Raw genomic sequence first — 24202 nt, 5'->3', positions numbered from 1 at the left:
GATGAGTGGTTTTCCGATCCTCAGTCTGATGCTGCTAGTGCCGCTCGCGGCGGCACTGGCTTGCCTCTACCTTGATGCCAAATCGGCCCGTGTCGTGGCGCTTGTCGCCACGCTCGTGGACCTTGCACTTGGCATCGTCCTCTGGATGAACTTCGATATCGGCGGCGCGCAGTGGCAGTTCCAGGAGCGGCATGAGCTGTTCTCGGGCTTCTCCTACGCCCTCGGTATCGACGGTATCGCCTTGCTTCTGATCATGCTTTCCGTGTTCCTCATGCCGATCTGCATCGGCGCGAGCTGGAATTCGGTCGAGAAGCGCGTCGGCGAATATATGGCTGCCTTCCTGCTCGTTGAAACGCTGATGATCGGCGTGTTCGTGGCTCAGGACATCTTCCTGTTCTACATGTTCTTCGAAGCAGGCCTGATCCCGATGTACCTGATCATCGGCATCTGGGGCGGCGTGGACCGTATCTACGCCTCGTACAAGTTCTTCCTCTATACGCTGCTCGGCTCGGTGCTGATGCTCGTGGCGATGCTGTGGATGGTCCACACCGCCGGCACGACCTCGGTCCCCGAACTGATGAACTACGACTTCGATCCGAAGGTCCAGACCTGGCTCTGGCTCGCCTTCTTCGCGAGCTTCGCGGTGAAGATGCCGATGTGGCCGGTCCACACCTGGCTTCCGGCGGCGCACGTTCAGGCGCCGACCGCAGGCTCGGTGATCCTCGCCGGCGTGCTGCTGAAGATGGGTGGCTACGGCTTCATCCGCTTCTCGCTGCCGATGTTCCCCGAAGCCTCGGCCTATTTCGCGCCGCTGGTGTGGGGCCTGTCGATGGCCGCTGTCGTCATCACCTCGCTCATCGCGCTGGTGCAGGACGACATGAAGAAGCTGATCGCCTACTCGTCGGTCGCCCATATGGCGATCGTGACCATCGGTCTCTTCGCCTTCAATCCGCAGGGCCTCGAAGGCTCGATGCTGGTCATGCTCAGCCACGGTCTCGTCTCGGGCGCGCTGTTCCTCTGCGTCGGCATCATCTACGACCGCCTGCACACCCGTGAGATCGCCCGTTACGGCGGCCTCGCCATCAACATGCCGCGTTACGCGCTGTTCTTCCTGCTCTTCACGATGGCCTCGATCGGCCTTCCGGGCACCAGCGGTTTCGTCGGCGAATTCCTGAGCCTTGGCGGTATCTACCAGGCATCGAGCTGGACGGCGCTGATCTGCACCACCGGCATCATCCTGGGCGCTGCCTACATGCTCTACCTCTATCGCCGTGTCGTCTTTGGCGACCAGAAGAATGCCGATGCCGCCGCCATGGTGGACCTCGACGCCCGCGAACTGATCATGGTCGGTGCGCTCGGTCTCGCGGTGCTGTGGATGGGCGTTTATCCTGAGAGCTTCATTGCTCCGATGCGCGCGGACATCGCCGCGCTCGACGCCCGGCTCGCTCGCGCAAAGCCGGAAGGAGACGCCAAGTTGGCCATGGGCAAGCAAAAGCCTGCGCACGAAGAAGCAGCTGCGCATGAGGGGGCACACTGATGGACTGGTCACAGTCGCTGCGCCTGATCGCGCCGGAAGAAACGCTTAGCATCGCAAGCCTGGTCTTGCTCCTTGTCGCCGCCTGGGGCGGTGACAAGGCCTCCAAGCTGATCTCCGTTCTCGCCGTGGCGGCGCTTGTCGCCGCCGGTGTCCTGGTCGCCCCCGCCCTGTGCGGTGGTGCCATGGGTACCGAGACTTTCGCCTTCTACGGTCAGTTCAAGGCTGACGCCTTTGCGTCCTTCGCCAAGGTCCTGATCTACATTTCCGCCGCCGTTTCACTGGTGGTCGCGCCGAAGTTCTTTGATCGTTTCAACGCGATGCGCGCCGAATATCCGGTGCTCGTTCTGCTGGCGACGATCGGCATGAGCATGATGGTTTCGGCAACGAACCTCATCACGCTCTACATCGGCCTCGAAATGAACTCGCTCGCCGCCTACGTGCTGGCAGCCTTCCTGCGTACCGATGGCCGTTCGGCCGAAGCGGGCCTCAAGTACTTCGTGCTCGGCGCGCTGGCCTCGGGCATCCTGCTTTACGGCATGAGCCTGACGTACGGCTTTGCCGGCACCACTTCGTTCGACGGTATCAGCGCCTCGATGGCGCACGGCCTTTCGAACGGCGCGCTGTTCGGCCTGGTCTTCGTCTTTGCCGGTCTTGCCTTCAAGATCAGTGCCGTGCCGTTCCACATGTGGACCCCCGACGTCTACGAAGGCGCACCGACCCCGGTGACCACGCTCTTCGCCACGGCCCCCAAGGTCGCGGCGATGGCACTCACCATGCGTGTCGCCATCGAGGCGTTCGGCGACCAGGCCCACGCCTGGCAGCAGATCATCGTCTTCGCGGCACTGGCCTCGATCGTTGTCGGTGCTCTTGGTGCCATCCGCCAATCGAACATCAAGCGACTGATGGCCTACTCCTCGATCAACAACGTCGGCTTCATGCTGGTCGGCCTTGCCGTCGCCACGCCTCAGGGTATCTCGGCCATGCTGTTCTACCTCGCGATCTACGTCGCGATGTCGGTCGGCGGCTTCGCGATGATCCTGATGCTCACCGACGAGAACGGCAACCAGGTCGAGGACCTGAGCAAGATGGCCGGTCTGTCGCGCACCCGTCCGGGTCTGGCGCTGGGCCTTGCCATGATCATGTTCAGCCTTGCCGGTATCCCGCCGATGTTCGGCTTCTGGGGCAAGTTCCTGGTCTTCAAGGCAGCCGTCGACGGCGGCATGATCGCGCTCGCGGCGCTGGGCTTCGCGGCCTCGGTGATCGGTGCGTTCTACTACCTCAAGGTCGTCAAGGTCATGTACTTCGACGAACCCGCTGACGTCGTGAAGGGCGAGAGCGATATCTGGCACAAGCTGATCCTGTTCGGCTCGTGCGTGGTCATCTCGCCGCTCGGCTTCTTCCTCACCAAGTGGCTGGGCCATCTGGCCGACACGGCCGCTGCGGCCCTCTTCACCGCCCTTTGATCGAGGTCGTTGAAGAGACGGCTTCGACCAATGCGGATCTCGTCCGGCGCCTCGGCGCCGGCGAGAGCATTGACGAAGGTTTCTGGCTGCGCGCGGTGCGACAGAGCGCCGGGCGCGGCCGCCGGGGCAAGGCATGGTCCTCCCCCGAGGGCAATCTTTACGCCAGCACCGTAGTCGCGCTCCGCGCCGGTGATCCGCCCGTCCACACGCTGGCCTTTGTAGCGGCGATCGCCGTTCGTGATCTCATCGTCTCGCTTTTACCTGCCGGGACAACGATCCAGCTCAAATGGCCGAACGACGTTCTTGTCGAAGGCGCCAAGATCAGCGGCATCCTGCTCGAACGCCGCAGCGATGATGTGATCGTCGGGATCGGTATCAATGTCGTCTCCGCCCCCGAACTGGCGGACCGCGCGACCACTTCCATTCAGGCTGCCCAAGGGCGCGCTGCAGACGCTCACGGCGTGCTGGAAATCCTGGCAGATGCGTTTGCCGAGCGTCTTGTGCAGTGGCGCAGCGAAGGGCTATCTGCCACGCTCAATGCCTGGCAGCAGGGGGCCTATCCGCAGGGAACGGCGCTGAAAGTCATGCTGGACGGGGAAGGGGAGGTGACCGGCACCTTTGCGGGGCTTGACCCGGACGGTGCTCTGCGCTTGCGTCTCGCGGATGCGAGCCTACGTGTCATCCATGCGGGCGACGTCTCGCTGGTCTGAAGGAATTTCCATGCTGCTCGCGATCGATGCCGGCAATACCAATGTCGTTTTCGCGCTGTTCGAAGGGCGCACGCTGCGCGGCCGCTGGCGTATCGCCACCGATCCGCGCCGGACGGGCGACGAATATGCGGTCTGGCTGATGCAACTCCTCTCGATCCGTGGGGTAGATCCCAAGGGCGTCGAGGCGATCATCATCTCGACCGTGGTTCCGCGCGCGCTGCACAATCTCGAGATTCTTTGCCGCCATTACTTTGACGTCGAACCGCTGATCGCGGGGCGCGGCAAGGCGGAATACGGTATCGACATCGATGTCGATCAGCCCAGTTCGCTGGGCGCCGACCGCGCCGTCAACGCCATCGCCGCGCATGAGCGTCACGGCGGTGACCTGATCGTGGTCGATTTCGGCACGGCAACGACATTCGACGTCGTGGACTATCACGGCGCCTACAAGGGCGGTATCATCGCGCCCGGCATCAACCTTTCGCTCGACGCACTGGTGGGCAATACCGCCAAGCTGCCGCGCATCGCGATCGCCGTGCCGGAAGGCAAATCGGTGATCGGCCGCAATACCGAAGACCAGATGCTGATCGGGGTATTCTGGGGCTACGTGGCGATGATGGAAGGGCTGATCGCGCGCATGCGGGCCGAAATCGGCCGCCCCGCCAAAGTCATTGCAACGGGCGGCCTTGCCGTGCTGTTCGACAAGGCGACCGATATTTTTGACGCCGTCGACGCCGATCTGACGTTGGAAGGCCTTGTTATTCTCGCCGAAAGGGCTGCGAAGAAGTGATTCCGGGTAACGAACTGCTGTTTTGTGCGCTGGGTGGGTCCGGCGAGATTGGCATGAACGTCAATCTCTATGGCTGCCAGGGCAAGTGGCTGATGGTCGATCTAGGCATGACCTTCGGCATGAACGAATACCCGGGTGTCGATCTGGTGTTTGCCGACCTCGAATTCATCGAGGACGAGCGGGAGAACCTGCTCGGCATCGTGCTCACCCATGCCCATGAAGACCACATCGGCGCAGTGCCCTATTTCGCCGAGGAACTGGGCGTGCCGATCTATGCGACGCCCTTCACCGCGCGCCTTGTCGCGGCGAAGCTGGAAGAAGCGGGCATTCTGGGCGAGGTCGAGCTGATCGTGGTCGAGGACCTCGAACGGTTCGAACTGGGTCCCTTCGGTATCCGCTATGTTCCGCTGGCGCATTCGATTGCCGAAGGCAACGCGCTGCTCATCGACACACCTTACGGCAAGATTTTCCACACCGGCGACTGGAAGCTCGACGACGAGCCGCAAGTCGGCACGCCGGCGACCTCGCAGGAGCTCAAGGCCATCGGTGACGAGGGCGTGCTGGCACTGGTCTGCGATTCGACCAACGTGTTCAATTCCAAGGCGTCGGGCTCTGAAGGCGAAGTCTATCGCGGCCTGCTGGAGGAAGTGAAGAAGCATCGCGGCAGGCGTGTGCTGGTCACGACCTTTGCCTCCAACGTCGCGCGGCTGCAGACGCTGGGCGACGTTGCCCGCAAGACCAACCGCAAGCTATGTGTGGCCGGGCGCTCGCTCGACCGTATCATCGAAACGGCCAAGGCCAGCGGTTATCTCGCAAAGTTGCCCGAACTGGTCGATCTCGACACGGCGATGGACTTGCCGCGCGGCGAGGTGCTGATCGTGGCGACGGGCGGGCAGGGCGAACCGCGCGCGGCCTTGGCGCGGATCTCCGAGGGCAACCACCCGATCAAGCTGGAAGCGGGCGATGTCGTGCTGTTCTCCAGCCGCCAGATCCCGGGCAACGAGATCCCGATCGGCCGGATCCAGAACCGCCTGTCGGACGCGGGCATCGTCATCGTCACCGACCGTCAGAGCATGATCCACGTTTCCGGACATCCGGGGCGGCCGGAACTCGAAGCGCTTTATGGTTGGCTGCGACCGGACATCCTCGTGCCCGTTCACGGCGAGGTGCGCCATATGCGCGAACAGGCCCGTTTGGGCCTTGCCAGCGGAATTCCCAAGGCGATCTTCCAGAAGAACGGTGACCTTGTTCGCCTGGCGCCCAGCCATCCCGGCAAGTTCGGGGAAGTGCGTTCCGGCCGTCTGGTGCTCGATGGTGACATCATCGCGCCCGCCGATGGCGATGCGATGGTGATGCGCCGCCGGATCTCCTTCAACGGCGTGGTTTCCGTCGCGGCGGATCGTAAGGGCCATGTGCAAGTGGCCGCCATCGGGCTTCCTCTCGACGAGGATTATCCCAAGTTTGTCGAGGAAGCGCAGCGGGATGTGGCGGAGGCGCTGTCGCGCGCCAGGAAATCGGACCGCGAGGTGCGTGTGGAAGCCGCACGCCTCGCGGCGCGGCGGGCGGCGACCCGTTGGTCGGGCAAGAAGCCGCAAGTGCAGGTCCTGCTGCTGGAGGATTGAGCGATGGCCATGCAATGGACTTCGATGGTGGCGATCTACGGCTTGTTCTGGGTCCTCAGTGCGTTCCTCGTCATGCCATTCGGCCTTCGTACGCCTGACGAAGTGGACGGTTACCGGGTTGCGAAAGGCCATGCTACCAGCGCCCCGGTCAACTTCCGTCCGAAACGCATCGCCAAGCGCGCGACGGTTCTGGCGGTGATCCTCTTCGGGCTCTATTACGCCAATTATGCCGAGCAGTGGATCACGGTGGACCAGCTCAATCTGCTGGGACGGCCGCCAGTCGAGGATCTGGGATACTGAATGAAAGAAAAAAGGGCCCCGGAAACGGGGCCCTTTTTCGTGAAAGTGTCAGCTGCGCAGGCGTTCGATGCCCTGTGCCAGCGCCACGTAGAGCTTGCCCATGTCGGAGGAGAGCAGGGTGACGCCCAGTGCATTGCCGTCGCGGGTGGAGAGCACTTGGCGCAGGATCGCCTCGAAATCGTGGATGTAGCGGCTGACATGTTCGCGGAAGGCTTCGTCGCGTTCGAACAGTTGCTGGATCGATTTGACTTCGCCGGCATCGAGCAGGGTGACGGCGCGGCGGGTGAAGATGCCGCGGTCACCGCGCAAATACGCGGCCCAGGCGGTGTCGGCGACGTCGGAAGACAGCGATGCGGCGATGTCGATCGAATTGGAATTGAGCGATTCGGTGATGAGAGCCACCCGGCGCGCAAAGTCGTTATCGACTTGTTCCGCCGCCCGCTCGCGTGCGTGCGTCACCCGGTTTTCCAGGTTGCCGACCAGTTCGTCGACCTTGGCGAGCTGATCGCGCAGCTGGATCGTTGCCTCGCGCGTGGCGCCGGAGGCGTGGGCGACGGCCTGATCGAGTTGCCCGGTCACTTCCGCGACGCGTTGACGCATCGCCTTGTCGATGGCGAGAGCGCTTTGCTCACCAAGATCGTTCGCGACCCTGGCGATCCGTTCCGCACTGTCGGTTTCGATCGTGCCGATGGCATCGGTGATTGCCGTTTCCAAGGCCGTGATCGAACGGCGCAGTTCGCCATCGGCCTTGCCTGCGGCCTCGCCGGTGGCGATTTCCAGCGCGGCGATAGCCTGCCGCAATTCGTCCAGCAGGACACCGTGGGCCTTGCCGCTGCGGCCAAGGTCGTTCTGTGCCAGGGACAGTTCGGCTGCGAGTGCGGTCAGGTGCTTGCCAGCGGTCTCGATGTCTTGTGCCAGGGCGCTGCCGTTGGCCGTGGATGCCTGCAGGCCCTCGAGCACCGAGGCGACCCCGGTTTGCAGGCGGTTCAGGCGATCCTCCGACACGGCCAGGGCTTCGGGCAGGTCGTTGTGGGCATAGCGGGCGCTGCCCTGAATCAGTTCGAGCAGCCGAACGCTGGATTCGGTGAGCTTGTCGACGTCGCCATCGGTTGCGCTCAGCGTGGCACGGGCGGCCGTCAGACGCTCTGTCAGAGCGGAAAGACTTGCCGCCAGGCGGCCTTCGATGGCTTCGCTGCTCGTCGCCACGCCGGCGAGGCGCTCGGTGTAGCGGTCCAGTTCCGCGGTGATCGCGTTGGCGCGTTCCGAGACGGTGGCCGATTGCAGGCGGTGGCGCTCGAGCCGTTGGGAAATCTCGCCGTCCAGTTCGCCCAGCATGGCTTCAAGGCGGCTGATGGCGGCGCGTTCCTGCTCGACTTGCCGGTCGAGGCGCTGCGCGGATTCTGCGCTGAGCCGCTCGCTGCGCGCCGCAAGCGATGCGTCAAGCTTTTCGCTCTCCTTCGATACGGCTTCGAGCGCGCTGCGCAGGGCGCCGATGGTGGCTTCCTGGGTCTGGCCGATGCCGCGTGCGACTTCGCGTTGTTCGTCCTCGAGTTCTTCGAGCGCCTTGCGCCAGGCTTCGGCGGCACGGCCTTCGCCGTCACGCAGCGCGCGCGATACGACATCGCTTTCCTCGCGCAGCGCGACGAGGCGCGCGCGGAGCGAAGTCAGGCTTTCTTCCTCGTGGCGGTCAAGCTGGGCGCGGGTGTCGGAAATCTCCGCCTCAAGCGCATGGGCGCGCGTGCGGATGCCGGCAAGTGCTTCGACTTCGTGGCGCTCGAGTTCCGTGCGGAAGGCGAGGCCACGCTCGGCCAGGGTGCCGAAGCGCTCGTCCGCGAGCGTACCCATGCGTTCCGATTGCGTGGTGAATTCGTCGATGGCGGTGGCGATCGCCTCCCGCAGGCGCGAGACCTGTCGTTCGCTGGCGGAACCGAACTCGTTGAGGCGGTTGAAGCCGTTGATCATGTCCTCAAGCTGGACATGGGCGGCGCGGCCCGCGTTGCCGATGTTGTTGGTGACGTCCTTGGCGGAGCTGGCGATGACCGGCAACTGGCTGCGCAGCTTCTCCATGTTGTCGAGAGCCGAGACGCTGACGTCGCTGATCGTTTCGATGCGGCTCCCGTTATCGCGGATCAGGTCCTGCAGCTGACCGGCATTCTTGGAGAGCCGGTCGGCGGCGATGCGCCCCAGGGCTTCGAGGTCGCGGGACTGTGCCGCCACGAATTCGCGGGCCAGGCTGAGCTCGCGGTTCACTGCCGTGAGGCGCCGTTCGAGGTCGGCGGATTCGCGCGAGAGCGTTGCCGCGACATCGGCGAAACGGCGGCTTTCGCGGGCGCTGTGGCGCATGACCAGCAGCCAGACGAGGCCGATCAGAAGCAGCGGAACCGCCCAAGTGGTAAGGGCGGATGGCAAGGCGGAGAACGGCAGGAAACCGAAGGCAGGCCACTGGGACCAGATATAGACGCCGGTCCAAGCCGCCGAAGCGAGCCCTGCGAGCACCGGGGCGAGCCAGTCCTTGCGCTGCCGGTAGGGGACGATGGCCCTGCTTTCCCGCGCCGAATGCCGGTCTTCCCTGGTGGGGGAGGAGGCCGGAGCGGGATCCGAGGGCGGCGTATCCGCGCCTTCGGCGCTTTCGTTTTCCATGCGACCGTCTTCGCCGTGGTTCGCGTCGAACGCGATGATCCTGTTTTCCCCAGCCATGGGCGCAGGATAGCATGTGCGATGCGGCAATAAACCCCGGATTAACCCCTTGCTCATTATACTGGGGAAATGGCCTATGAACCTGGAGCTCTGGAAGCGACAATCGCGGCGGCGGCGGGCGGAGATCCCGAACTTTTCGCGGAATTGCGCGCCTCCTATGCCGAGAGCGTGGCGCGGCAGATCGATCTGCTCGCCCGGGCGCGGTGCGACGGCAACTGGCATGTCGCGGCGATGCGGCTGAAGGGGCTGGCCGCCAGTTTCCATTCCAATGCCTTGCTGGAGCTTGCCGAACAGGCTCTGGATGCGGCTCCCGGCGAGCCGGTCGTGATCCGGCAGTTGCGGGCTTATCTGGAAGAGTTTTCCGCCGGCTGATCGTCGGCGCGCTTGGCACCCACGTCCCCTGTGCTTACATGGGGGCGCTTGAACGTTGTCGGGTTGCTGGAGGTTTTTCAAGCTGCGTATCGCCTTGCTCGCCATCACGGAGCCTGCACTTGCCGGGCAACCGCGCCCGCGCGCGTTCCTGCGTGTCGGCGGCGCGACGCTTGCGCAGCACCAGCTCGGCCTGGCGCTTGCGCTCGATTGCCAGCGGGTGATCTGCGTCGCACGCGGTACCTCGCCCGAACTGATCGCGCTTCAGCATGCGGCGGAAAACGCCGGGCTCCAGTTCTACATATCCACCGGTTCGCGCCCGCTTTCGGGTCTGGTGACCGCGCAGGACGAGCTTGTTGTCGTCAGCGAGGGGCTTTTTGTCGATCCGGCCAGCGTGGTTCCTTGTTTCGACGGCACTACGCCTGCGGTTCTGGTGCAGCCTGTGGAAGGTGCGCTTGCCGAAGGGTTTGAGCGGATCGACCTCAACCGCGCGGGTGCCGGCATCATGCAGATACCGGGCAGGCTGGTGGAAAATCTGCACGAATTGCCCTCCGACTGCGATGTGCCCTCGGGCTTGATGCGGATTGCCCTGCAATCGGGCGTGGCGATGCGCGAAATTCCCGCGCCCGCCAGGACCGCGGCGAATTGGCGCATGGTTCACGACGATACCGAAGCGCATGGTGTCGAGATCGAATGGCTGAGGGCGCGCTTCTCGCAAGTGCAGGGCGGAGGAACCGGCGCGGCCATCGCACGGCACGGGGTGCTGACGTTCGGTTCCTCGCTGCTTCATGCCGGCAACGCGAGCAATGTGCTGAGCGCGGCCGTTCTGGTCGCATTGTCGATTTCCGGCGGGCTCGCGTGGTTCGGGGCCAGTCTCTTCGGGTTCCTGTTGGTAGCGCTGGCGGGGGTGCTGGTGGAAAGCAGCCGGTTGCTGCGCGCGGCGGAACGCCAGTCCCTCGGACAATTGCCGCCGGCCATACCGCGTGCCGATGCCTTGGGGTGGCTTGTCGACGTGGCCTTGGGCGGCCTCATGCTGGCGAGCGTGCCGCGGCTGTTCGGGGAAACCTTGTTGTCGTGGCTGTTTCCACCGGTGATGCTGATCCTGCTTATGACCCTGGTTCCTCGTGTGGTGGCGGGTGGTCCGGTGCGGCTTGCGGGAGATCGTGTGCTGATCGCGCTGGTACTGGCGTTTGCCGCTGCTTTCGGGCAGGTTGAACCGGTTGTTGAAATCATGGCGGTTGCCCTGGTCATTGTCGGAATGGCGCTGCCGCTGCGTCGGCAAGGATAACCGGAGCTTAACCAGGGGCAAGGTAGACGGGACGGATGTTAGACAATGCTGTCCATCCCGCCGGCGTCGAAGACGCCGAGGCCGTGATGCGAGCCGAGCTCGCACGCGGGGATGCCTTGGCGGGCAATGTTCAGCCGGTCCTGCGCCATCTGCTGTCGGCGCACGATGCCCCCTTGTTCAGCGATGAGGTGCTGGCGCGGGTGCGCGGCATGTTTGCCGATCTCGCACGCAATCTTCTGACGGCCGCGGATGAGGCGTCGCCGGGCGCGGGCGTCCGGGATCCTGGTGTGACAGAGCATGAACTGTTGGTGCGGGCCCTGATGGACAGGCGGGAGCTGCTTTTGCACGTTCACGCCCTGGCCATCGAGTGGCTCCTGACTGATCGGCTGCAGGCACGCGCGGCGCTGGACCCGGTGGTGTCGCCGCTTGTCCAGTCCCTTGTCTCGGGCGATGACGAGGCTGCGCAAGCCTTGGCGATGACATGGCTGGCAGCGCAGGCGCGGTGGAGCCAGGCGCAGCGGCGCATGGGCTTGCCGTTTACCGAACTTCCCGGCGAACTCCTGCATGGTGCCCGCCTTGCCTTGCGCTCGGTGCTGGCGGGAAGTGCGCAGCGCGCTAACGCTGCGGAGGCCGCCATCCGCGCGCGTTATGACGAGGGAAGCGGCCGCCTTGGCCTTGGAGCAAGGCTGATCATGGGCCTTGGCCGGGATGCCGGCGTGGCCCTGGCGCTCGACAGGGCTGGCCTCGGGCTGTTTCTGACAGCGCTTTCGTTGGCTTCGGGGCAACCGCGCGACGTGCTCGCGCTTTCCACGCACGAGCCGCAGATCGCCCGTTTCGTGCTGGCCTTGCGGGCGGCAGGCCTGACCGCGGAAGACGTCTCGCGGCAGATGCTGACACTTCAGCCCGGCATCGTCCTGCCCGGCGGATTAGCACAGATCGGCTCCGATCTAGCCGGCGCCATCCTGGCGACGGGGCGTTACGGCGGCTGATGTTGGCACCGGGAAGCATCTTGGCACGAGCCGAATGCGACGCGCAGGATGTCCTGATGCGCGTGGACGAGCCGCTGGCCGGGCTGCAGCAGCGTTGCGGCGGCGATATTCCCGGCGTCATCGCCATACCCGAATTGCTCGAACTTGTGCGCAAGGCCCGCAGCTACGGTTTCCGTCTGGCCCGTGCGATCGCCGCGCAGGACGGTGTCGAGGCGGTGACCGCCTGGGTCGAGGTCGAGCCGCAGGAAAACGGCCAGTGCGAGATCCTTGTTCGCCACTGGCAGGCGATCCCGCTGGTTGCCGAAGATGCTTCGGCGGCAGACCTGCGGCGCATGGCCATCGACCGGCATCTGGCCGAATTGACGGCAAGGCTCGACAGTGCCCAGCGTGTTCTGGCAGTCGATTGTGAAAGCGCCGAACTGTCTGCCGCCGCGCAGGCGATGGCGGCAGGACTGGGGCGTCCATGGACGGAGTTTCTCCCTCCTGAAAGTGTCACCCACAAGCAGCCGCTGCATTGGCGCCTGCTGGATGGCACCCGTGTCGTCGTCGCCGGGTCGGAGCGTCCCTGGCGAGTGAGCCTGGTGCCGCAGTTGCAACCAGGGTTCGAGCCAGGCGGTTTCGAATTGCTGCTGGTTTCCGATGTTCCGGCATCCGAAGCCGTCGGCGCCGTCCCGGTGGCGGAGCATTTTTCCCGCCGCAGTCTGGTCGGGCAGGATCTGGCGCCGGTCCTGCGTCAGCCGATCGCCCGCATCATCGCCAATGCGGAGACGATCCGCACGCGCCTCGCCGGGCCCTTGCCCGACGCTTATGCGGAATATGCAGGCGAGATCGCCGGGGCCGGCAAGTTGCTGCTCGGGCTGCTCGAAGACCTTGCCGATCTTGAAGCCGTCGAGGCGGATAGTTTCTCGACGGCGCCGGACCGGATCGACTTGTCCGAGGTCGCGCGGCAGGCTGCCGGGATCCTCAACGTGCGGGCGCAGGAAAAGGGCATTTGTGTCGAGGCGCCGCACCCCGCGGAAGAGCTGCCCACGATTGCCGAGTTCCGTCGGGTCTTGCAGATCCTCCTGAACCTGATCGGCAACGCCATCCGCTACTCGCCCGAGCGTTCGCAGATCTGGATCCGCCTGGCATCCGAAGGCGGCCGCGCCCGGGTGACGGTGGCGGACCAGGGGCCGGGGCTGGCGGCTGAAGACCAGAGCCGCGTCTTTGAGAAGTTTGAACGGCTTGGCCGTAACGGCGACGGTGGATCAGGGCTGGGCCTGTATATTTCACAGCGACTGGCACGGGCGATGGGCGGTGATCTCTCGGTCGAGAGTGCGCCAGGGCAGGGGGCCCGCTTTACCCTGGAGTTGCCGCTGGACCGTCCGGCCGGCTGAGTACTTGCTGGTCGGCGCCGCTACGGGCGGCAGGTGCCCGCCGGGCCAGTTGAAATTCTTGAACGAACCCGAAAAGGATGGGCTGTCACAGTCCGTTCCTGCTGCGCCCGTCGGCGCGATAGGCCAGCCAGACCAGGATCAGGCCCACGCTGACCATGACGGCGCCGCGAATGGCCCATCCGCGATCGTCGAGCATGAAGCTGTTGGCCGGCCAGAGCAGCAGCCCGGTGCCCTGGCATACCCACAGCAAACCGCATGCCACGGCCAGCGCGCCGAAAGCGTAAGCAAGGATCTTGAGAAACAGCATAGTCGCGACTCGCAGTGGTTCGACGGTGCTTTGCGACAATGTTGCGGCAAATTTGTGGCCACTGCAAATCGGAGTGGTTGATGTGCAACGAAAAAGGCCCCCGCTTGCGCGAGGGCCTTGATCGGGTACCGGGATTGCTCGCGGTATCGTGCGATCAGCGCTGGGCGATCGGCACGTAGTCGCGCTGCGTCGGGCCGGTGTAGAGCTGACGCGGACGGCCGATCTTCTGGCCTGGATCCGAGATCATTTCGTTCCACTGCGCGACCCAGCCCACGGTGCGGGCAAGGGCGAAGAGCGCGGTGAACATCGTGGTCGGGAAGCCGATGGCCGAGAGGATGATGCCCGAGTAGAAGTCGACGTTCGGGAACAGCTTCTTTTCTGCGAAGTACGGATCGCTGAGGGCGATCTCTTCGAGGCGAAGGGCGGTTTCGAACAGCGGATCGGTGACCTTGAGCGCGTCGAACACTTCGCGGACGGTCTTCTGCATGACCGTGGCGCGCGGGTCGTAGTTCTTGTAGACGCGGTGACCGAAGCCCATCAGGCGGAACGGATCGTTCTTGTCCTTGGCGCGGTCGATGTAGTGCTGGATGCGGTCGGGAGTGCCGATTTCCTTCAGCATGTTGAGCGCGGCTTCGTTCGCGCCGCCGTGGGCAGGGCCCCAGAGGCAGGCGATACCGGCAGCGATGCAGGCAAAGGGATTGGCGCCCGACGAACCGGCGAGGCGCACGGTCGAGGTCGAGGCGTTCTGCTCGTGGTCGGCGTGGAGGATGAAGATGCGGTCCATCGCCTTTTCGACGGCGGGGATCACTTCATATTCTTCCGCCGGCACGCCGAAGGTCATGCGCAGGAAGTTGCCGGTGTAGCTCAGCTTGTTGTCGGGATAGACGAAGGGCTGGCCGACCGAGTACTTGTAAGCGGCAGCGGCGATCGTCGGCATCTTGGCGATGAGACGGTGCGAGCTGATCTTGCGGTGCTCGGGATCCGAGATGTCGGTCGAGTCGTGGTAGAACGCCGAAAGGGCGCCGACCACGCCGCACATGATCGCCATCGGGTGGGCGTCACGGCGGAAACCGCGGTAGAAGTTCGCCAGCTGCTCGTGGAGCATGGTGTGGCGGGTGATGGTGTTCTTGAAAGTCGCCAGTTCGTCTGCGTTCGGCAGTTCGCCGTTGAGCAGCAGGTAGCTGGTTTCCATGAACGACGAATTCTCGGCCAGCTGGCCGATCGGATAGCCGCGGTGCAGAAGGACGCCCTCGTCACCGTCGATATAGGTGAGCGCGCTCTCGCAGCTGGCCGTCGACGTGAAGCCGGGGTCGTACGTGAACTTGCCCGTCTGGGCGTAGAGCTTCCGGATATCGATTACGTCCGGACCGACACTGCCCTTGAGCACGGGATAATCGAATTCCGTGCCACCAGCATTCAGTTTGACCTGATCACCCACCAGTTATTACTCCTTATATGTGCGACCCGGTCGTGGCGTCTGCCTGCTCGCCAATGCGAGCAAGGCTTTCGTCCCGGCCGAGCAGTACCAGTACGTCGAAAATGCCCGGAGAGGTCGTCTGACCCGTCAGGGCAGCGCGCAGCGGCTGCGCGAGTTTGCCGAGGCCTAATCCCAGCTCCTCGGCCATTGCCTTCAGGCAGGCTTCCAATGCCTCGAGGTTCCAATCGGAAACCCCGGAAAGACGCCCGTGAATGTCGGCAAGACGCGAGCGCGCCTCGTCGGTCAGGAGCGCCTGCGCCTTCTCGCTGAATGCGAGGGGGCGCTTGGCGAACAGGAAGGCCGCGCCTTCTGCAAGTTCGTTGAGGTCCTTGGCCCGGACCTTCAGCACGGGCATGGCCTGCGCGAGCAGGGCCATGTCGGGACTTTCGTAACCGGCCTTGGCGAGGCGCGGTGCGACCAGATCGGCAAGGCGGGTGTCGTCCGCCTCGCGCAGGTAATGGCCGTTGAGATTCTGCAGCTTGGCAAAGTCGAAGCGCGAGGGCGACTTGCCCACGTCCGCCATGTCGAACCATTCCACGGCCTGGTCGCGGCCGATGAATTCTTCATCGCCGTGACCCCAGCCGAGGCGCAGCAGGTAATTGAAGAGGGCTTCGGGCAGCACGCCCATTTCGTCACGGTAGGCATCGACGCCCAGCGCGCCGTGGCGCTTGGAAAGCTTGGCGCCGTCCGAACCATGGATCAGCGGCACGTGGCCATAGACGGGCACGTCCCAGTCCATGCCGTGAATGATGACCAACTGGCGGAACGCGTTGTTGAGATGATCGTCGCCGCGCAGGACATGGGTGACGCCCATGTCGTTGTCGTCGACCACGACCGCGAGCATGTAGGTGGGCGTGCCGTCCGAACGCAGGATGACGAAGTCGTCGATTTCCTCGTTCTTGACGGTGACTTCGCCCTGCACGAGGTCGGCGATCGTGGTCTCGCCTTCGCGCGGTGCCTTGATACGCACGACGTAGGACTTGTCGGCCGGCCAGGTCGACGGATCGGCATCGCGCCATTCGCTGTCGATTCGGAACGGGCGACGTTCTTCCTGTGCTTTCTGGCGACGCTCTGCCAGTTCTTCTGGCGTCAGGTAGCAACGATAGGCGTGGCCGCGCGCCATGAGTTCGGCCGCGACTTCGGCATGACGGTCCGAGCGGGCGAACTGGAACACGGCGGGCTCATCGCCTTCGAGGCCGAGCCAGGTCAGTCCGTCGAAAATGGCCTCGATTGCGGGCTCCGTCGAGCGGGCGCGGTCGGTGTCCTCGATGCGGAGCAGATATTTGCCACCGTGGTGACGGGCGTAAAGCCAGTTGAAAAGCGCGGTACGGGCCCCGCCGATATGCAGGAAACCCGTGGGCGAGGGGGCAAAACGAGTGACGACGGCTTTCTTTTCCGTCTGTCCGCTCGATGCACTGCCGCTTGCCATTGTTATTACCTTCCGTCCTAATGTCGGCCATGGCCAGCCAAGCCGCCACGACCGATGATCCCGAGCTTCCGACGTGCGTCGGAGGCGCTGCATTGCAGCATCGCCCATGGATCAGCCAGAGCCACATGTCGAGCAGATTGGACGAAGTCGAGTGTTTTCTTTCGAACTGCGGTTTCGATAGAGGGCCATGGTTAGTTGCAGCTTTCGGAACCGGAATCCTGTGCTGGTTTACCTTGCCGGGGCCGGCGTACTGGATCGCATTCAGCGCCATTTGTGTCGTCATTGGAGCAGGGGGCGCGGCGTGGCGGGAGGGAAGGTCCCGTTATCCGTTCCTGCGCCGTGCCGCCTGGTCGCTGGCGGTGTTGATTCTTGCGGGTTTTCTGGTGATCTGGGGGAAGTCCGCGCTGGTCGGCACGGCCGCGATTTCGCGTCCGATTTCGGGCAGTCTGGTGGGGCGGGTGCTGTCGGTGGAGGAGCAACCGGCATTCTCGCGTGACAGGCTGGTGCTGGCAATGCGCGAACCGGGCACCGGGCGTGCGATCAAGGTCAGGGTCAACGTTTCGACACGCTTTGCACGCAACTCACAGGGGCTCTTGATTGCGCCGGGCGCATTGATCCGATTCCATGGCAGGCTGATCGCGCCCGCACCGCCGATGTTTCCGGGAGGCTACGATTTCGCCCGGGCGGCGTGGTTCTCCGGCCTGTCCGCGACGGGAAGCGTCACCGCGCCGATCGTGGTGCTTGCACCGGGCACGAGCGAGAGTGGAGATCGGTTGGCACGATGGCGTTCCGAACTTGCCGGCCATGTCCGGTCACGGCTCGCTCCCGCGGAAGCCGGAATCGCGGTTGCGCTTGTGACTGGCGATATGGGCAGCATCGGCGAAAGCGACGCCCGGGCGATGCGCGATTCCGGGCTGGCGCATCTGCTTTCGATCAGTGGATTGCATGTCAGCGCCGTGATCGGGGCGGTATATGTCGTCATCCTGCGGCTCCTGGCGCTTTTCCCAGCCGTTGCGCTGCGGGTCCGGCTACCTGTAGCGGCTGCAGTCGTCGGGGCGCTCGCCGGAATAGGCTACACGGTGCTTACAGGTTCTCAGGTACCCACGGTCCGCTCCTGTGCAGGGGCCCTGCTGGTACTGACTGCGCTGGCGCTGGGGCGAGAGGCCCTGTCGGTCCGCCTGCTTGCGGCAGCTGCGTTCGCGGTGATGCTGTTCTGGCCGGAAAGCATTGTCGGGCCGAGCTTCCAGATGAGTTTTGCGGCAGTTCTTGCCCTGATCGTTGTTGGCAATGCGGGGCCGATTCAGCGAATGCTGAGTCCGCGCGACGATGCTTGGCCGATGAAGCTGGCGCGCGCGCTGACGCTGATGCTGGTGACGGGCGTGGCGATCGAATGTGTCCTGATGCCGATCGGGCTTTATCACTTCCACCGCGCCGGGGTGTACGGCGCACTCGCCAATCTGGTAGCCATACCGCTTACGACATTTGTCATCATGCCGCTGGTCGCGTTCAGCCTGCTGCTCGACCTTGCGGGCGTCGGTGAGCCGGTCTGGTGGCTGTCCGGGGAGGCGATCTCGATGCTCCTTGCGCTTGCCAGGAACGTCGCGCATTTCCCGGGTGCGGTCAGCGCCATGCCCAGGATGGGCGGCGGCCATTTCCTCCTTTTTGTCATCGGCGGGCTGTGGTTCGCGCTGTGGAGCCACCGGGTCCGTTTCTGGGGTGTTGTTCCCGCTGTCCTGGGGCTAGGCGGGCTGCTGATGGTGCAGCCGCCGGACATCATGGTTTCCGGCGATGGCCGCCATGTCGCTCTGGTGGTCGACAACGGCTCGAAGTTGGCCGTGCTGCGCGACGGTGTGGGGGACTATGCAAGAGACAGTCTCGTCGAGACTGCGGGGCTCCGGTCGGGAACGGTGGCCTTGCAGGATTGGTCGGGCGCGCGTTGCAACGCTGATTTTTGCCTGGTGACGGTCGAGAAAACCGGACGGATCTGGCGGATCCTGCTTTCGCGCAACCGTGCGCATGTACCTCTGGCTTCACTCGCTCGGGCCTGTGCTGCCAGCGACATCGTCATCGCCGATCGTTACCTGCCACCAGCGTGCAGCCCGAGATGGCTGAAATTCGATCGACAGGCGCTTGCGCGGACCGGCGGTGTAACGGTTGACCTTGGGAATGCGACTTTTCAGAGCGTTGCTCAGGAACAGGGGCAGCACGGTTGGTGGCGTACGGCACAAGGCGGCTGAAAAACGGCGGGTTCGTGTCGCCGGGATACCGTTTTGCGCCGCCTATGCCTGGCGATTTGCGCCTGTTCCATACGTGGTTGGCGAAGGGAAAAACCATGCATCTTTGTGCAGCAAGCGCAGTGGCTGGGGCAGCCGAAGTCCGGGGTTCCGGCAGGCAGCCACCTCTCGTCAGTGATACTGGCGAAGAATGCCGGTCAGCTTGCCTTGCACCTGAACTTCATCGGCGCCGTAGATCTGTGGTTCGTACGCGGCATTCGCCGGATCGAGGCGAACCTTGCCGCCCTCGCGGCGCAAGTACTTGAGCGTCGCTTCCTCGCCGCGCACGAGTGCCACCACGATCTCGCCGTCACGGGCGATGTCGGTGCGCTTCACCAAGGCGAGATCGCCATCGAGAATGCCGGCTTCGATCATCGAATCGCCGGATACTTCAAGAGCGTAGTGTTCTCCCGCTCCAAGCAGGGCGGCCGGCACAGGCAATGTAGACTGGCCTTCGTGTGCCTCGATCGGAACGCCCGCGGCAATGCGCCCGTGGAGCGGAATTTCGATCACGTCGTTTGCCGGAGCGCTGCTTGCCGCGACAGGCGCGGATTGCGGCACTTCGAGAGCCTTTGGCGTGGCAATCGGCTTGCTGGTGATGTCTTCGGGCTGGCGGAGCACTTCCAGAGCGCGCGCGCGGTTCGGCAGGCGCCGGATGAAACCGCGTTCCTCTAGCGCGGAAATCAGGCGGTGCACCCCGGACTTGGACTTGAGGTCCAGCGCGTCCTTCATCTCTTCGAAGCTGGGCGAGACGCCGCTGTCCTCAAGCCTGAGCTGGATGAACCGGAGCAATTCGTGCTGCTTGCGCGTCAACATGTGGCCTGCCTCGCCTGATGGGCCGCGCGATGCGGCCTTGTTCCTCTCGCGTAGAACACTTCGAGTTCTGTTCGCGAACAATGCGAGAACAACTAAGCAACGAAATGTGCATCGTCAAGCGATACCGCCATTCTGGAGCAAGTAGACCTGTACCGGATCTCCGGCTTCGGCTGCTGGCATGCCTGCCGGTCGATCGATGAGCACATTGCTGGCCGCCAGGGCGCCCAGTGCGCCGCTATCCTGGAGCACATGAGAGGTGACCGTCGCGCCGTCCCAGAACCCCCGCAGGAATTCCCGGCGATCCGAACTGGCGGGAAGCGGTGCGGCAAGGCGTGCCTCGAATGACAGCGGGAGCGGGCTGCGCGCGCCCAGCATCGCGCGTAATACCGGCAGCAGGAAATGATAGGCGGTGACCAGACTGGACACGGGATTGCCGGGCAGGCCGAGCACGATCTGTTGGCGCGCGCCTGCAGTCTTGACGGCAACCAGCAGCGGCTTGCCCGGCTTGATGGCCACACGCCAGAAGTCGATCCGGGCGCCCCACGCTTCGAGGGCGGGACGGATCAGGTCATGATCGCCGACGGATGCCCCGCCGCTGGTGATGACAAGGTCCACGTTTTTGGCGGATTCGAAGGCGGCAAGCAGGGCGTCGAGATGGTCGGCGACCGGTCCGATCCGCGTGATTTCCACCGGAAGGGTCCGCGCGAGGGCTGCGAGCATCACGCCGTTGCTGGCGGGGACCTGGTGTGCTTCGCAGGTTTCCGGATCGGGCGCGAGTTCGTCGCCGCTGTCGATCACCGCGATGCGCGGCATGCGGCAGACGGGGAGGTGCTTGTGACCGGCGGCAATTGCCAGGGCCGCTTGCGCGGGACCAATCCGGATGCCCGCCGGCAGGATTTCGCGGCCCTCCGGAAAGTCCATGCCCCGGCAGCGGATGTGCTTGCCGGCAGGAGAGGGGCCGTCGCCGGTCAGCGTGATATGATGATCATCGCGGGCAAGGTCTTCCTGTACGATCACCGCATCGGCGCCTGCAGGAAGGAGTGCGCCGGTGGAAATGCGCACGGCCTGCCCCGGGGTGACCGTCTCGGCATAAGGATGGCCGGCTGCGCTTTCGCCGATGACGTGCCACGGACCGGCCAGATCGCTGGAGGCGACGGCATAACCGTCCATGGCCGAGACATCGGCGGCTGGTTGGGTGCGCCGCGCGAACAGCGGTTCGGCGAGATAGCGTCCGAGTGCGCCTTCCATGTCGACCCGCTCGATCGACAGCGGGGTGACCAGGTCCAGCAGCCTTTCCTGTGCCTGCTCGAGCGTCAGCATTCGACCTGGGGTCATCAGGCAAGGTCCTCCGCGATCCAGTGGCCGGACTTTCCGCCGCGCTTCTCGATCAGGCGAATCTCGCCAACGACCATGCCCTTGTCGAGCGCCTTGGCCATGTCATAGATTGTCAGGAGTGCCATTGATGTTGCTGTAATCGCTTCCATTTCGACTCCGGTCTTGCCGGTGAGCGAAGCGGTCGCCGTGGCCCGGATGGCGTCGTCCTCGAAGGTGAAATCGACATTGACAGCATCGAGCATCAGCGGGTGGCACATCGGGATCAGGTCGGATGTCTTCTTGCCTGCCATGATCCCGGCGATGCGGGCGGTGCCCAGTACGTCACCCTTTGGGGCATTGCCGGCGCGGATCGCCTCCAGCGCCGTGGCTGTCATGGTGATACGGCCCGAGGCGACCGCGAGGCGCTGGGTTTCGGCCTTGGCGCCGACGTCCACCATGCGGGCGGTGCCGTCCGAATCGATGTGGGTGAGGTTCTTGGTCATTTCGGGCGGTTCGTCCGGGCTACAAGGTGACAGGTCGGTTGACACGGTTGACACGGTTCTGAAGTGAAAGCGTACTGGCTGCCGAACGGGCGGATTTGCGCGCTTTCAACGGAGAACGGGCGATCGGTCATGACACCGCGATGGCAGAATTCGGCGTGGTAGGACAGGTGCTCCGGGGCAATTTTCGCAAGATCGGTCAGGATGGCCGGGGTCATTGCGGGCAATGTGGTGGCCATGACGCAAACCTCGAAAAGACCTGAGCATTCCAGGCGCCGTTATCTCGAGCGGATGGCGCGCGTGGTGGAGCGGATCGAGGCCGAGCCGGATGCCGCGGCCGACCTCGAAACGATCGCAGCTTGGGCGGGGTTCTCGCCGTTTCACTTCCATCGTCAGTTCCGGGTGCTGTGCGGGATGCCGCTTCAGCGTTTCGTGCAGCTTTCCCGGTTGCACCGGGCCGCGATGCAACTTGCATTCCGCCCCGGCACCCGGGTGATCGACGCGGCGCTGGATGCCGGATACGAGGCGCCCGAGGCTTTTGCGCGGGCATTCCGCGCGCGGCTTGGCCAGGCACCATCGGCATTTCGATCGGCGCCGGACTGGTCGGCGTGGGAGGCGGTGAGTGCGTCACTTCAGGCAGCAAGGAGCAAAGCCATGAATGACGTCATGACGACAGCAGTCGAGATCCGTGAATTTGCCGCCGTTCGCGTGGCGGTGATGGAGCATCGCGGCGATCCTGCGGGCATCGGGGATAGCATCCGCCGCTTTATCGACTGGCGCAGGGAATTTGGTTTTTCGCCGGGTAAAAGCCGTACTTTCAATGTCTTTCCGACGGATCCTCGCACCGCAGTCGAAGGCGGTCACCGCGTATGGCTCTGTGCCTCCGTGCCGTCATGGTTTGTGGGCGACGACCGGGTTCGGGTGGAGGAGATCCCCGGCGGCCGGTGCGCGGTTCTGGCCGTTACCGGCCCGGCGATGAATCTGGAGGAACCGGCGACGCTGCTCTACCGGGACTGGTTGCCGGCCAGCGACGAAACCCTTCGCGATTTCCCGCTCTTCTGCGAACGGGTGCGCCTCTATCCGCAAGTGTCCGCGGCAGAGGCGCTTACCGAATTGATCTTGCCGCTGGCCTGAGGATCAGGCGCCGGCCAGCAAGGCGCGGGTTGCCGCCTCGACATCGGCTTCCCGCATGAGGCTTTCGCCGACGAGGAAGGTCCGTGCGCCGCAACCTGAGAGTCTTTCGAGGTCGGCGTGGGTGTTGATGCCGCTTTCGGCGACGAGCAGCGTGCCTTCGGGGGCCAGCGGGGCAAGCCGTTCGGTGGTGCCGATATCGGTGACGAAGCGCTTGAGGTCGCGGTTGTTCACGCCGATCAACCTTGATTTCAAGCGACTTGCGCGCTCCATTTCGGATTCGTTGTGAACTTCGACAAGGCAGTCCATGCCGCGTTCGTGGGCAGCGGCTTCGATCTCGGCCATCAGCACGTCATCGAGAGCGGCGACGATGATGAGGATCGCGTCGGCACCGATCGAGCGGGCCTCGGCCACCTGCCAGGGATCGACCATGAAGTCCTTGCGGATCACCGGCAGCGAGCACGCCGCGCGGGCGTCCATCAGGAAATCCTCATGACCCTGGAAGTAGGGCGCATCGGTCAGCACCGAAAGACAGGCGGCGCCGCCGCGCTCATAGGCCAAGGCATGTTCGGCCGGACGGAAATCAGGCCGAATCAGTCCTTTGGACGGCGAAGCTTTCTTGATTTCGGCGATCAGTGCGAAGCCGGTCGTGGCCTTTGCGCGCAAGGCCGTCTCGAACCCGCGCGGGGCGGTCTGATAGGCGGCATGCGCGTCGAGGTCGGCCATTGTGGCGACGGCCTTGCGCTCGGCAACTTCCTCGCGCTTGGTGTCGCAGATCTCGGTAAGCTTGTCGGACATCGTATCCCTCTCGCGCGGCTCAGGCCTTGAGCGCGGAAATCCAGCAGTTGAGCAGGGCGTTGGCGAGGCCCTTGTCGATGGCTTCGGCCGCTTCCTCGACGCCGTCGCGCCAGGTCTCGACCTCGCCCGCCACGATCAGCGCGCCAGCGGCGTTGAGCAGCACGGCGTCTCGGTAAGGACCGTGCTCGCCCATGAGCAGGCGTCGCAGGGCATCGGCGTTGTAGGCGGCATCGCCGCCGCGGATCGCGCCGACCGGCGAGACCGGGAGGCCGACGTCGCCGGGCGAGACGCGGCGCATCGACAGTTCGCCCTGCCGGATTTCAGCCACTTCGTTGCCGCCGGCAAGGCTCAGTTCGTCGAGCCCCTCGTCGCCGGAGATGACCAGCGAGTGCTCGCTGCCGAGGTGCATCAGCGCTTCGGCATAGATCGGAACGTAAGCCGGGCGCGCGATGCCGACGAGCTGGCGGCGCACGTTGGCGGGGTTCGCCAGCGGCCCCATCAGGTTAAAGATGGTGCGGCGGCCGATCGCCTTGCGGATCGGCATGATGCGGCCCATCGAGGGGTGATGGCGCGCGGCAAAGAGGAAGCAGATGCCAAGGTCGGCCAGCGTTTCTTCCGCTGTCTCGGCCGCGCGGTCGAGATTGAGGCCGAGCGCCTCCAGCGTATCGGCCGCGCCCGCCTTGGAGCTGGCGGCACGGTTGCCGTGCTTGGCGACCGGCACGCCGCAGGCCGCGACCACCAGCGATACTGCGGTGGAGACGTTGAGCGTGTGATGGCCGTCGCCGCCGGTTCCGCAGACGTCGATGGCGTTGGCGGGCGCCTGGATCGGGATCATGCGCGCCCGCATGGCACGGGCGGCGCCGGTGATCTCGCTGGCGGTCTCGCCGCGTTCGGTGAGGGCCAGCAGGAAGTGCACGATGGCATCGTCGCCCACGCGGCCGTCGAGGATGGCGCCAAAAGCCTGTTCGGCCTCGGCTTCCTCGATGGGGTGGAGGGGATCGGGCAGGATCATCGTG

Annotated in this window: 21 protein-coding genes; 12 read left to right on the top strand and 9 right to left on the bottom strand. The window is 64.6% G+C overall.

The window, feature by feature from the left end; translation table 11 throughout:
• Window position 1: 1 nt before the first annotated feature.
• From DM450_RS08070 to DM450_RS08045, 6 genes are read left to right on the top strand one after another with little or no spacing between them, the layout of a single operon-like run.
• Window positions 2-1537, top strand: coding sequence for an NADH-quinone oxidoreductase subunit M (locus tag DM450_RS08070; RefSeq protein WP_142633986.1), 1536 nt, complete (start codon window positions 2-4; stop codon window positions 1535-1537).
• The gene (nuoN, locus tag DM450_RS08065) at window positions 1537-3000 is read left to right on the top strand and encodes an NADH-quinone oxidoreductase subunit NuoN (RefSeq protein WP_142633984.1); all 1464 of its coding nucleotides are present in this window, start codon (window positions 1537-1539) and stop codon (window positions 2998-3000) included. Before DM450_RS08070 ends, nuoN begins: the two co-directional genes overlap by 1 nt.
• Window positions 2997-3710: a biotin--[acetyl-CoA-carboxylase] ligase gene (locus tag DM450_RS08060; RefSeq protein ID WP_142633982.1), complete on the top strand. Its 714-nt coding sequence runs from the start codon at window positions 2997-2999 to the stop codon at window positions 3708-3710. The genes nuoN and DM450_RS08060 overlap by 4 nt, the downstream gene beginning before the upstream one ends.
• Before the next feature lie 10 nt (window positions 3711-3720).
• Entirely contained in the window at window positions 3721-4500 is a 780-nt protein-coding gene (locus DM450_RS08055; RefSeq protein WP_142633980.1) for a type III pantothenate kinase, read from the top strand.
• Window positions 4497-6122 carry a ribonuclease J gene (locus DM450_RS08050; RefSeq protein ID WP_142633978.1) on the top strand — a complete coding sequence of 542 codons (1626 nt, stop codon included), beginning with the start codon at window positions 4497-4499 and terminating at the stop codon, window positions 6120-6122. The genes DM450_RS08055 and DM450_RS08050 overlap by 4 nt, the downstream gene beginning before the upstream one ends.
• A gap of 9 nt (window positions 6123-6131) precedes the next feature.
• Complete coding sequence (locus DM450_RS08045; protein WP_142637652.1) at window positions 6132-6422, top strand: DUF1467 family protein; 291 nt, start codon at window positions 6132-6134, stop codon at window positions 6420-6422.
• Between the two features lie 48 nt (window positions 6423-6470).
• Here the strand turns inward: DM450_RS08045 and DM450_RS08040 are convergent, their stop codons facing one another.
• Window positions 6471-9119 (bottom strand): ATPase, encoded by a 2649-nt coding sequence (locus DM450_RS08040; RefSeq protein WP_142633976.1) that lies wholly within the window; start codon window positions 9117-9119, stop codon window positions 6471-6473.
• Window positions 9120-9188: 69 nt separating this feature from the next.
• Between DM450_RS08040 and DM450_RS08035 the strand changes: the two genes are divergently transcribed.
• The 4 genes from DM450_RS08035 (at window position 9189) to DM450_RS08020 (ending at window position 13141) form a co-directional block, all read left to right on the top strand.
• Entirely contained in the window at window positions 9189-9491 is a 303-nt protein-coding gene (locus DM450_RS08035) for an Hpt domain-containing protein (protein ID WP_142633974.1), read from the top strand.
• 94 nt (window positions 9492-9585) lie between these two features.
• Entirely contained in the window at window positions 9586-10776 is a 1191-nt protein-coding gene (locus DM450_RS08030; protein ID WP_185928739.1) for a hypothetical protein, read from the top strand.
• An 86-nt stretch (window positions 10777-10862) separates the two neighbouring features.
• Complete coding sequence (locus DM450_RS08025; protein ID WP_260610315.1) at window positions 10863-11765, top strand: hypothetical protein; 903 nt, start codon at window positions 10863-10865, stop codon at window positions 11763-11765.
• The gene (locus DM450_RS08020) at window positions 11765-13141 is read left to right on the top strand and encodes a sensor histidine kinase (protein WP_142633970.1); all 1377 of its coding nucleotides are present in this window, start codon (window positions 11765-11767) and stop codon (window positions 13139-13141) included. Before DM450_RS08025 ends, DM450_RS08020 begins: the two co-directional genes overlap by 1 nt.
• 85 nt (window positions 13142-13226) lie before the next feature.
• Here DM450_RS08020 and DM450_RS08015 read toward each other — a convergent pair whose 3' ends face one another.
• The 3 genes from DM450_RS08015 to gltX form a co-directional block, all read right to left on the bottom strand.
• A complete protein-coding gene (locus DM450_RS08015) occupies window positions 13227-13448 on the bottom strand; it encodes a hypothetical protein (protein WP_142633968.1) in 222 nt (73 codons plus the stop codon).
• A 154-nt stretch (window positions 13449-13602) separates the two neighbouring features.
• Window positions 13603-14886: a citrate synthase gene (locus DM450_RS08010; RefSeq protein WP_142633966.1), complete on the bottom strand. Its 1284-nt coding sequence runs from the start codon at window positions 14884-14886 to the stop codon at window positions 13603-13605.
• A gap of 13 nt (window positions 14887-14899) precedes the next feature.
• Entirely contained in the window at window positions 14900-16354 is a 1455-nt protein-coding gene (gene gltX / locus DM450_RS08005; RefSeq protein WP_142633964.1) for a glutamate--tRNA ligase, read from the bottom strand.
• Window positions 16355-16383: 29 nt separating this feature from the next.
• Here gltX and DM450_RS08000 point away from each other — a divergent pair, with 29 nt between their 5' ends.
• Window positions 16384-18591, top strand: a complete 2208-nt coding sequence (locus DM450_RS08000) for a ComEC/Rec2 family competence protein (protein ID WP_142633962.1) — start codon at window positions 16384-16386, stop codon at window positions 18589-18591.
• Window positions 18592-18759: 168 nt separating this feature from the next.
• On the opposite strand, the gene lexA is transcribed toward DM450_RS08000, so the two are convergent.
• The 3 genes from lexA to moaC all read right to left on the bottom strand — a co-directional run bounded on the left by lexA (window position 18760) and on the right by moaC (window position 21260).
• Window positions 18760-19443 (bottom strand): transcriptional repressor LexA, encoded by a 684-nt coding sequence (gene lexA / locus DM450_RS07995; RefSeq protein ID WP_142633960.1) that lies wholly within the window; start codon window positions 19441-19443, stop codon window positions 18760-18762.
• 114 nt (window positions 19444-19557) lie between these two features.
• Complete coding sequence (gene glp, locus DM450_RS07990; protein WP_142633958.1) at window positions 19558-20778, bottom strand: gephyrin-like molybdotransferase Glp; 1221 nt, start codon at window positions 20776-20778, stop codon at window positions 19558-19560.
• Window positions 20778-21260 carry a cyclic pyranopterin monophosphate synthase MoaC gene (moaC, locus tag DM450_RS07985; RefSeq protein ID WP_142633956.1) on the bottom strand — a complete coding sequence of 161 codons (483 nt, stop codon included), beginning with the start codon at window positions 21258-21260 and terminating at the stop codon, window positions 20778-20780. The genes glp and moaC overlap by 1 nt, the downstream gene beginning before the upstream one ends.
• A gap of 201 nt (window positions 21261-21461) precedes the next feature.
• Between moaC and DM450_RS07980 the strand changes: the two genes are divergently transcribed.
• Window positions 21462-22391 carry a GyrI-like domain-containing protein gene (locus DM450_RS07980; RefSeq protein WP_260610313.1) on the top strand — a complete coding sequence of 310 codons (930 nt, stop codon included), beginning with the start codon at window positions 21462-21464 and terminating at the stop codon, window positions 22389-22391.
• Between the two features lie 3 nt (window positions 22392-22394).
• Here the strand turns inward: DM450_RS07980 and trpC are convergent, their stop codons facing one another.
• Both trpC and trpD read right to left on the bottom strand, forming a co-directional pair.
• Window positions 22395-23186 (bottom strand): indole-3-glycerol phosphate synthase TrpC, encoded by a 792-nt coding sequence (trpC, locus tag DM450_RS07975; RefSeq protein WP_142633954.1) that lies wholly within the window; start codon window positions 23184-23186, stop codon window positions 22395-22397.
• A 19-nt stretch (window positions 23187-23205) separates the two neighbouring features.
• The gene (gene trpD / locus DM450_RS07970; RefSeq protein ID WP_142637646.1) at window positions 23206-24198 is read right to left on the bottom strand and encodes an anthranilate phosphoribosyltransferase; all 993 of its coding nucleotides are present in this window, start codon (window positions 24196-24198) and stop codon (window positions 23206-23208) included.
• Window positions 24199-24202 lie beyond the last annotated feature (4 nt).

The sequence above is a fragment of the Sphingomonas sp. IC081 genome, assembly GCF_006874585.1.
GTDB lineage: Bacteria > Pseudomonadota > Alphaproteobacteria > Sphingomonadales > Sphingomonadaceae > Novosphingobium.
This window is presented reverse-complemented; position numbering and strand designations above follow the sequence as displayed.

Coding starts and splice junctions, on each gene's coding strand:
- DM450_RS08070 (WP_142633986.1), top strand. CDS start 2: ATGAGTGGTTTTCCGATCCTCAGTCTGATGCTGCTAGTGCCGCTCGCG.
- nuoN (WP_142633984.1), top strand. CDS start 1,537: ATGGACTGGTCACAGTCGCTGCGCCTGATCGCGCCGGAAGAAACGCTT.
- DM450_RS08055 (WP_142633980.1), top strand. CDS start 3,721: ATGCTGCTCGCGATCGATGCCGGCAATACCAATGTCGTTTTCGCGCTG.
- DM450_RS08045 (WP_142637652.1), top strand. CDS start 6,132: ATGCAATGGACTTCGATGGTGGCGATCTACGGCTTGTTCTGGGTCCTC.
- DM450_RS08040 (WP_142633976.1), bottom strand. CDS start 9,119: ATGGCTGGGGAAAACAGGATCATCGCGTTCGACGCGAACCACGGCGAA.
- DM450_RS08035 (WP_142633974.1), top strand. CDS start 9,189: ATGGCCTATGAACCTGGAGCTCTGGAAGCGACAATCGCGGCGGCGGCG.
- DM450_RS08025 (WP_260610315.1), top strand. CDS start 10,863: ATGCGAGCCGAGCTCGCACGCGGGGATGCCTTGGCGGGCAATGTTCAG.
- DM450_RS08020 (WP_142633970.1), top strand. CDS start 11,765: ATGTTGGCACCGGGAAGCATCTTGGCACGAGCCGAATGCGACGCGCAG.
- DM450_RS08015 (WP_142633968.1), bottom strand. CDS start 13,448: ATGCTGTTTCTCAAGATCCTTGCTTACGCTTTCGGCGCGCTGGCCGTG.
- gltX (WP_142633964.1), bottom strand. CDS start 16,354: ATGGCAAGCGGCAGTGCATCGAGCGGACAGACGGAAAAGAAAGCCGTC.
- DM450_RS08000 (WP_142633962.1), top strand. CDS start 16,384: ATGGCCAGCCAAGCCGCCACGACCGATGATCCCGAGCTTCCGACGTGC.
- lexA (WP_142633960.1), bottom strand. CDS start 19,443: ATGTTGACGCGCAAGCAGCACGAATTGCTCCGGTTCATCCAGCTCAGG.
- glp (WP_142633958.1), bottom strand. CDS start 20,778: ATGACCCCAGGTCGAATGCTGACGCTCGAGCAGGCACAGGAAAGGCTG.
- moaC (WP_142633956.1), bottom strand. CDS start 21,260: ATGACCAAGAACCTCACCCACATCGATTCGGACGGCACCGCCCGCATG.
- DM450_RS07980 (WP_260610313.1), top strand. CDS start 21,462: ATGGCCGGGGTCATTGCGGGCAATGTGGTGGCCATGACGCAAACCTCG.
- trpC (WP_142633954.1), bottom strand. CDS start 23,186: ATGTCCGACAAGCTTACCGAGATCTGCGACACCAAGCGCGAGGAAGTT.
- trpD (WP_142637646.1), bottom strand. CDS start 24,198: ATGATCCTGCCCGATCCCCTCCACCCCATCGAGGAAGCCGAGGCCGAA.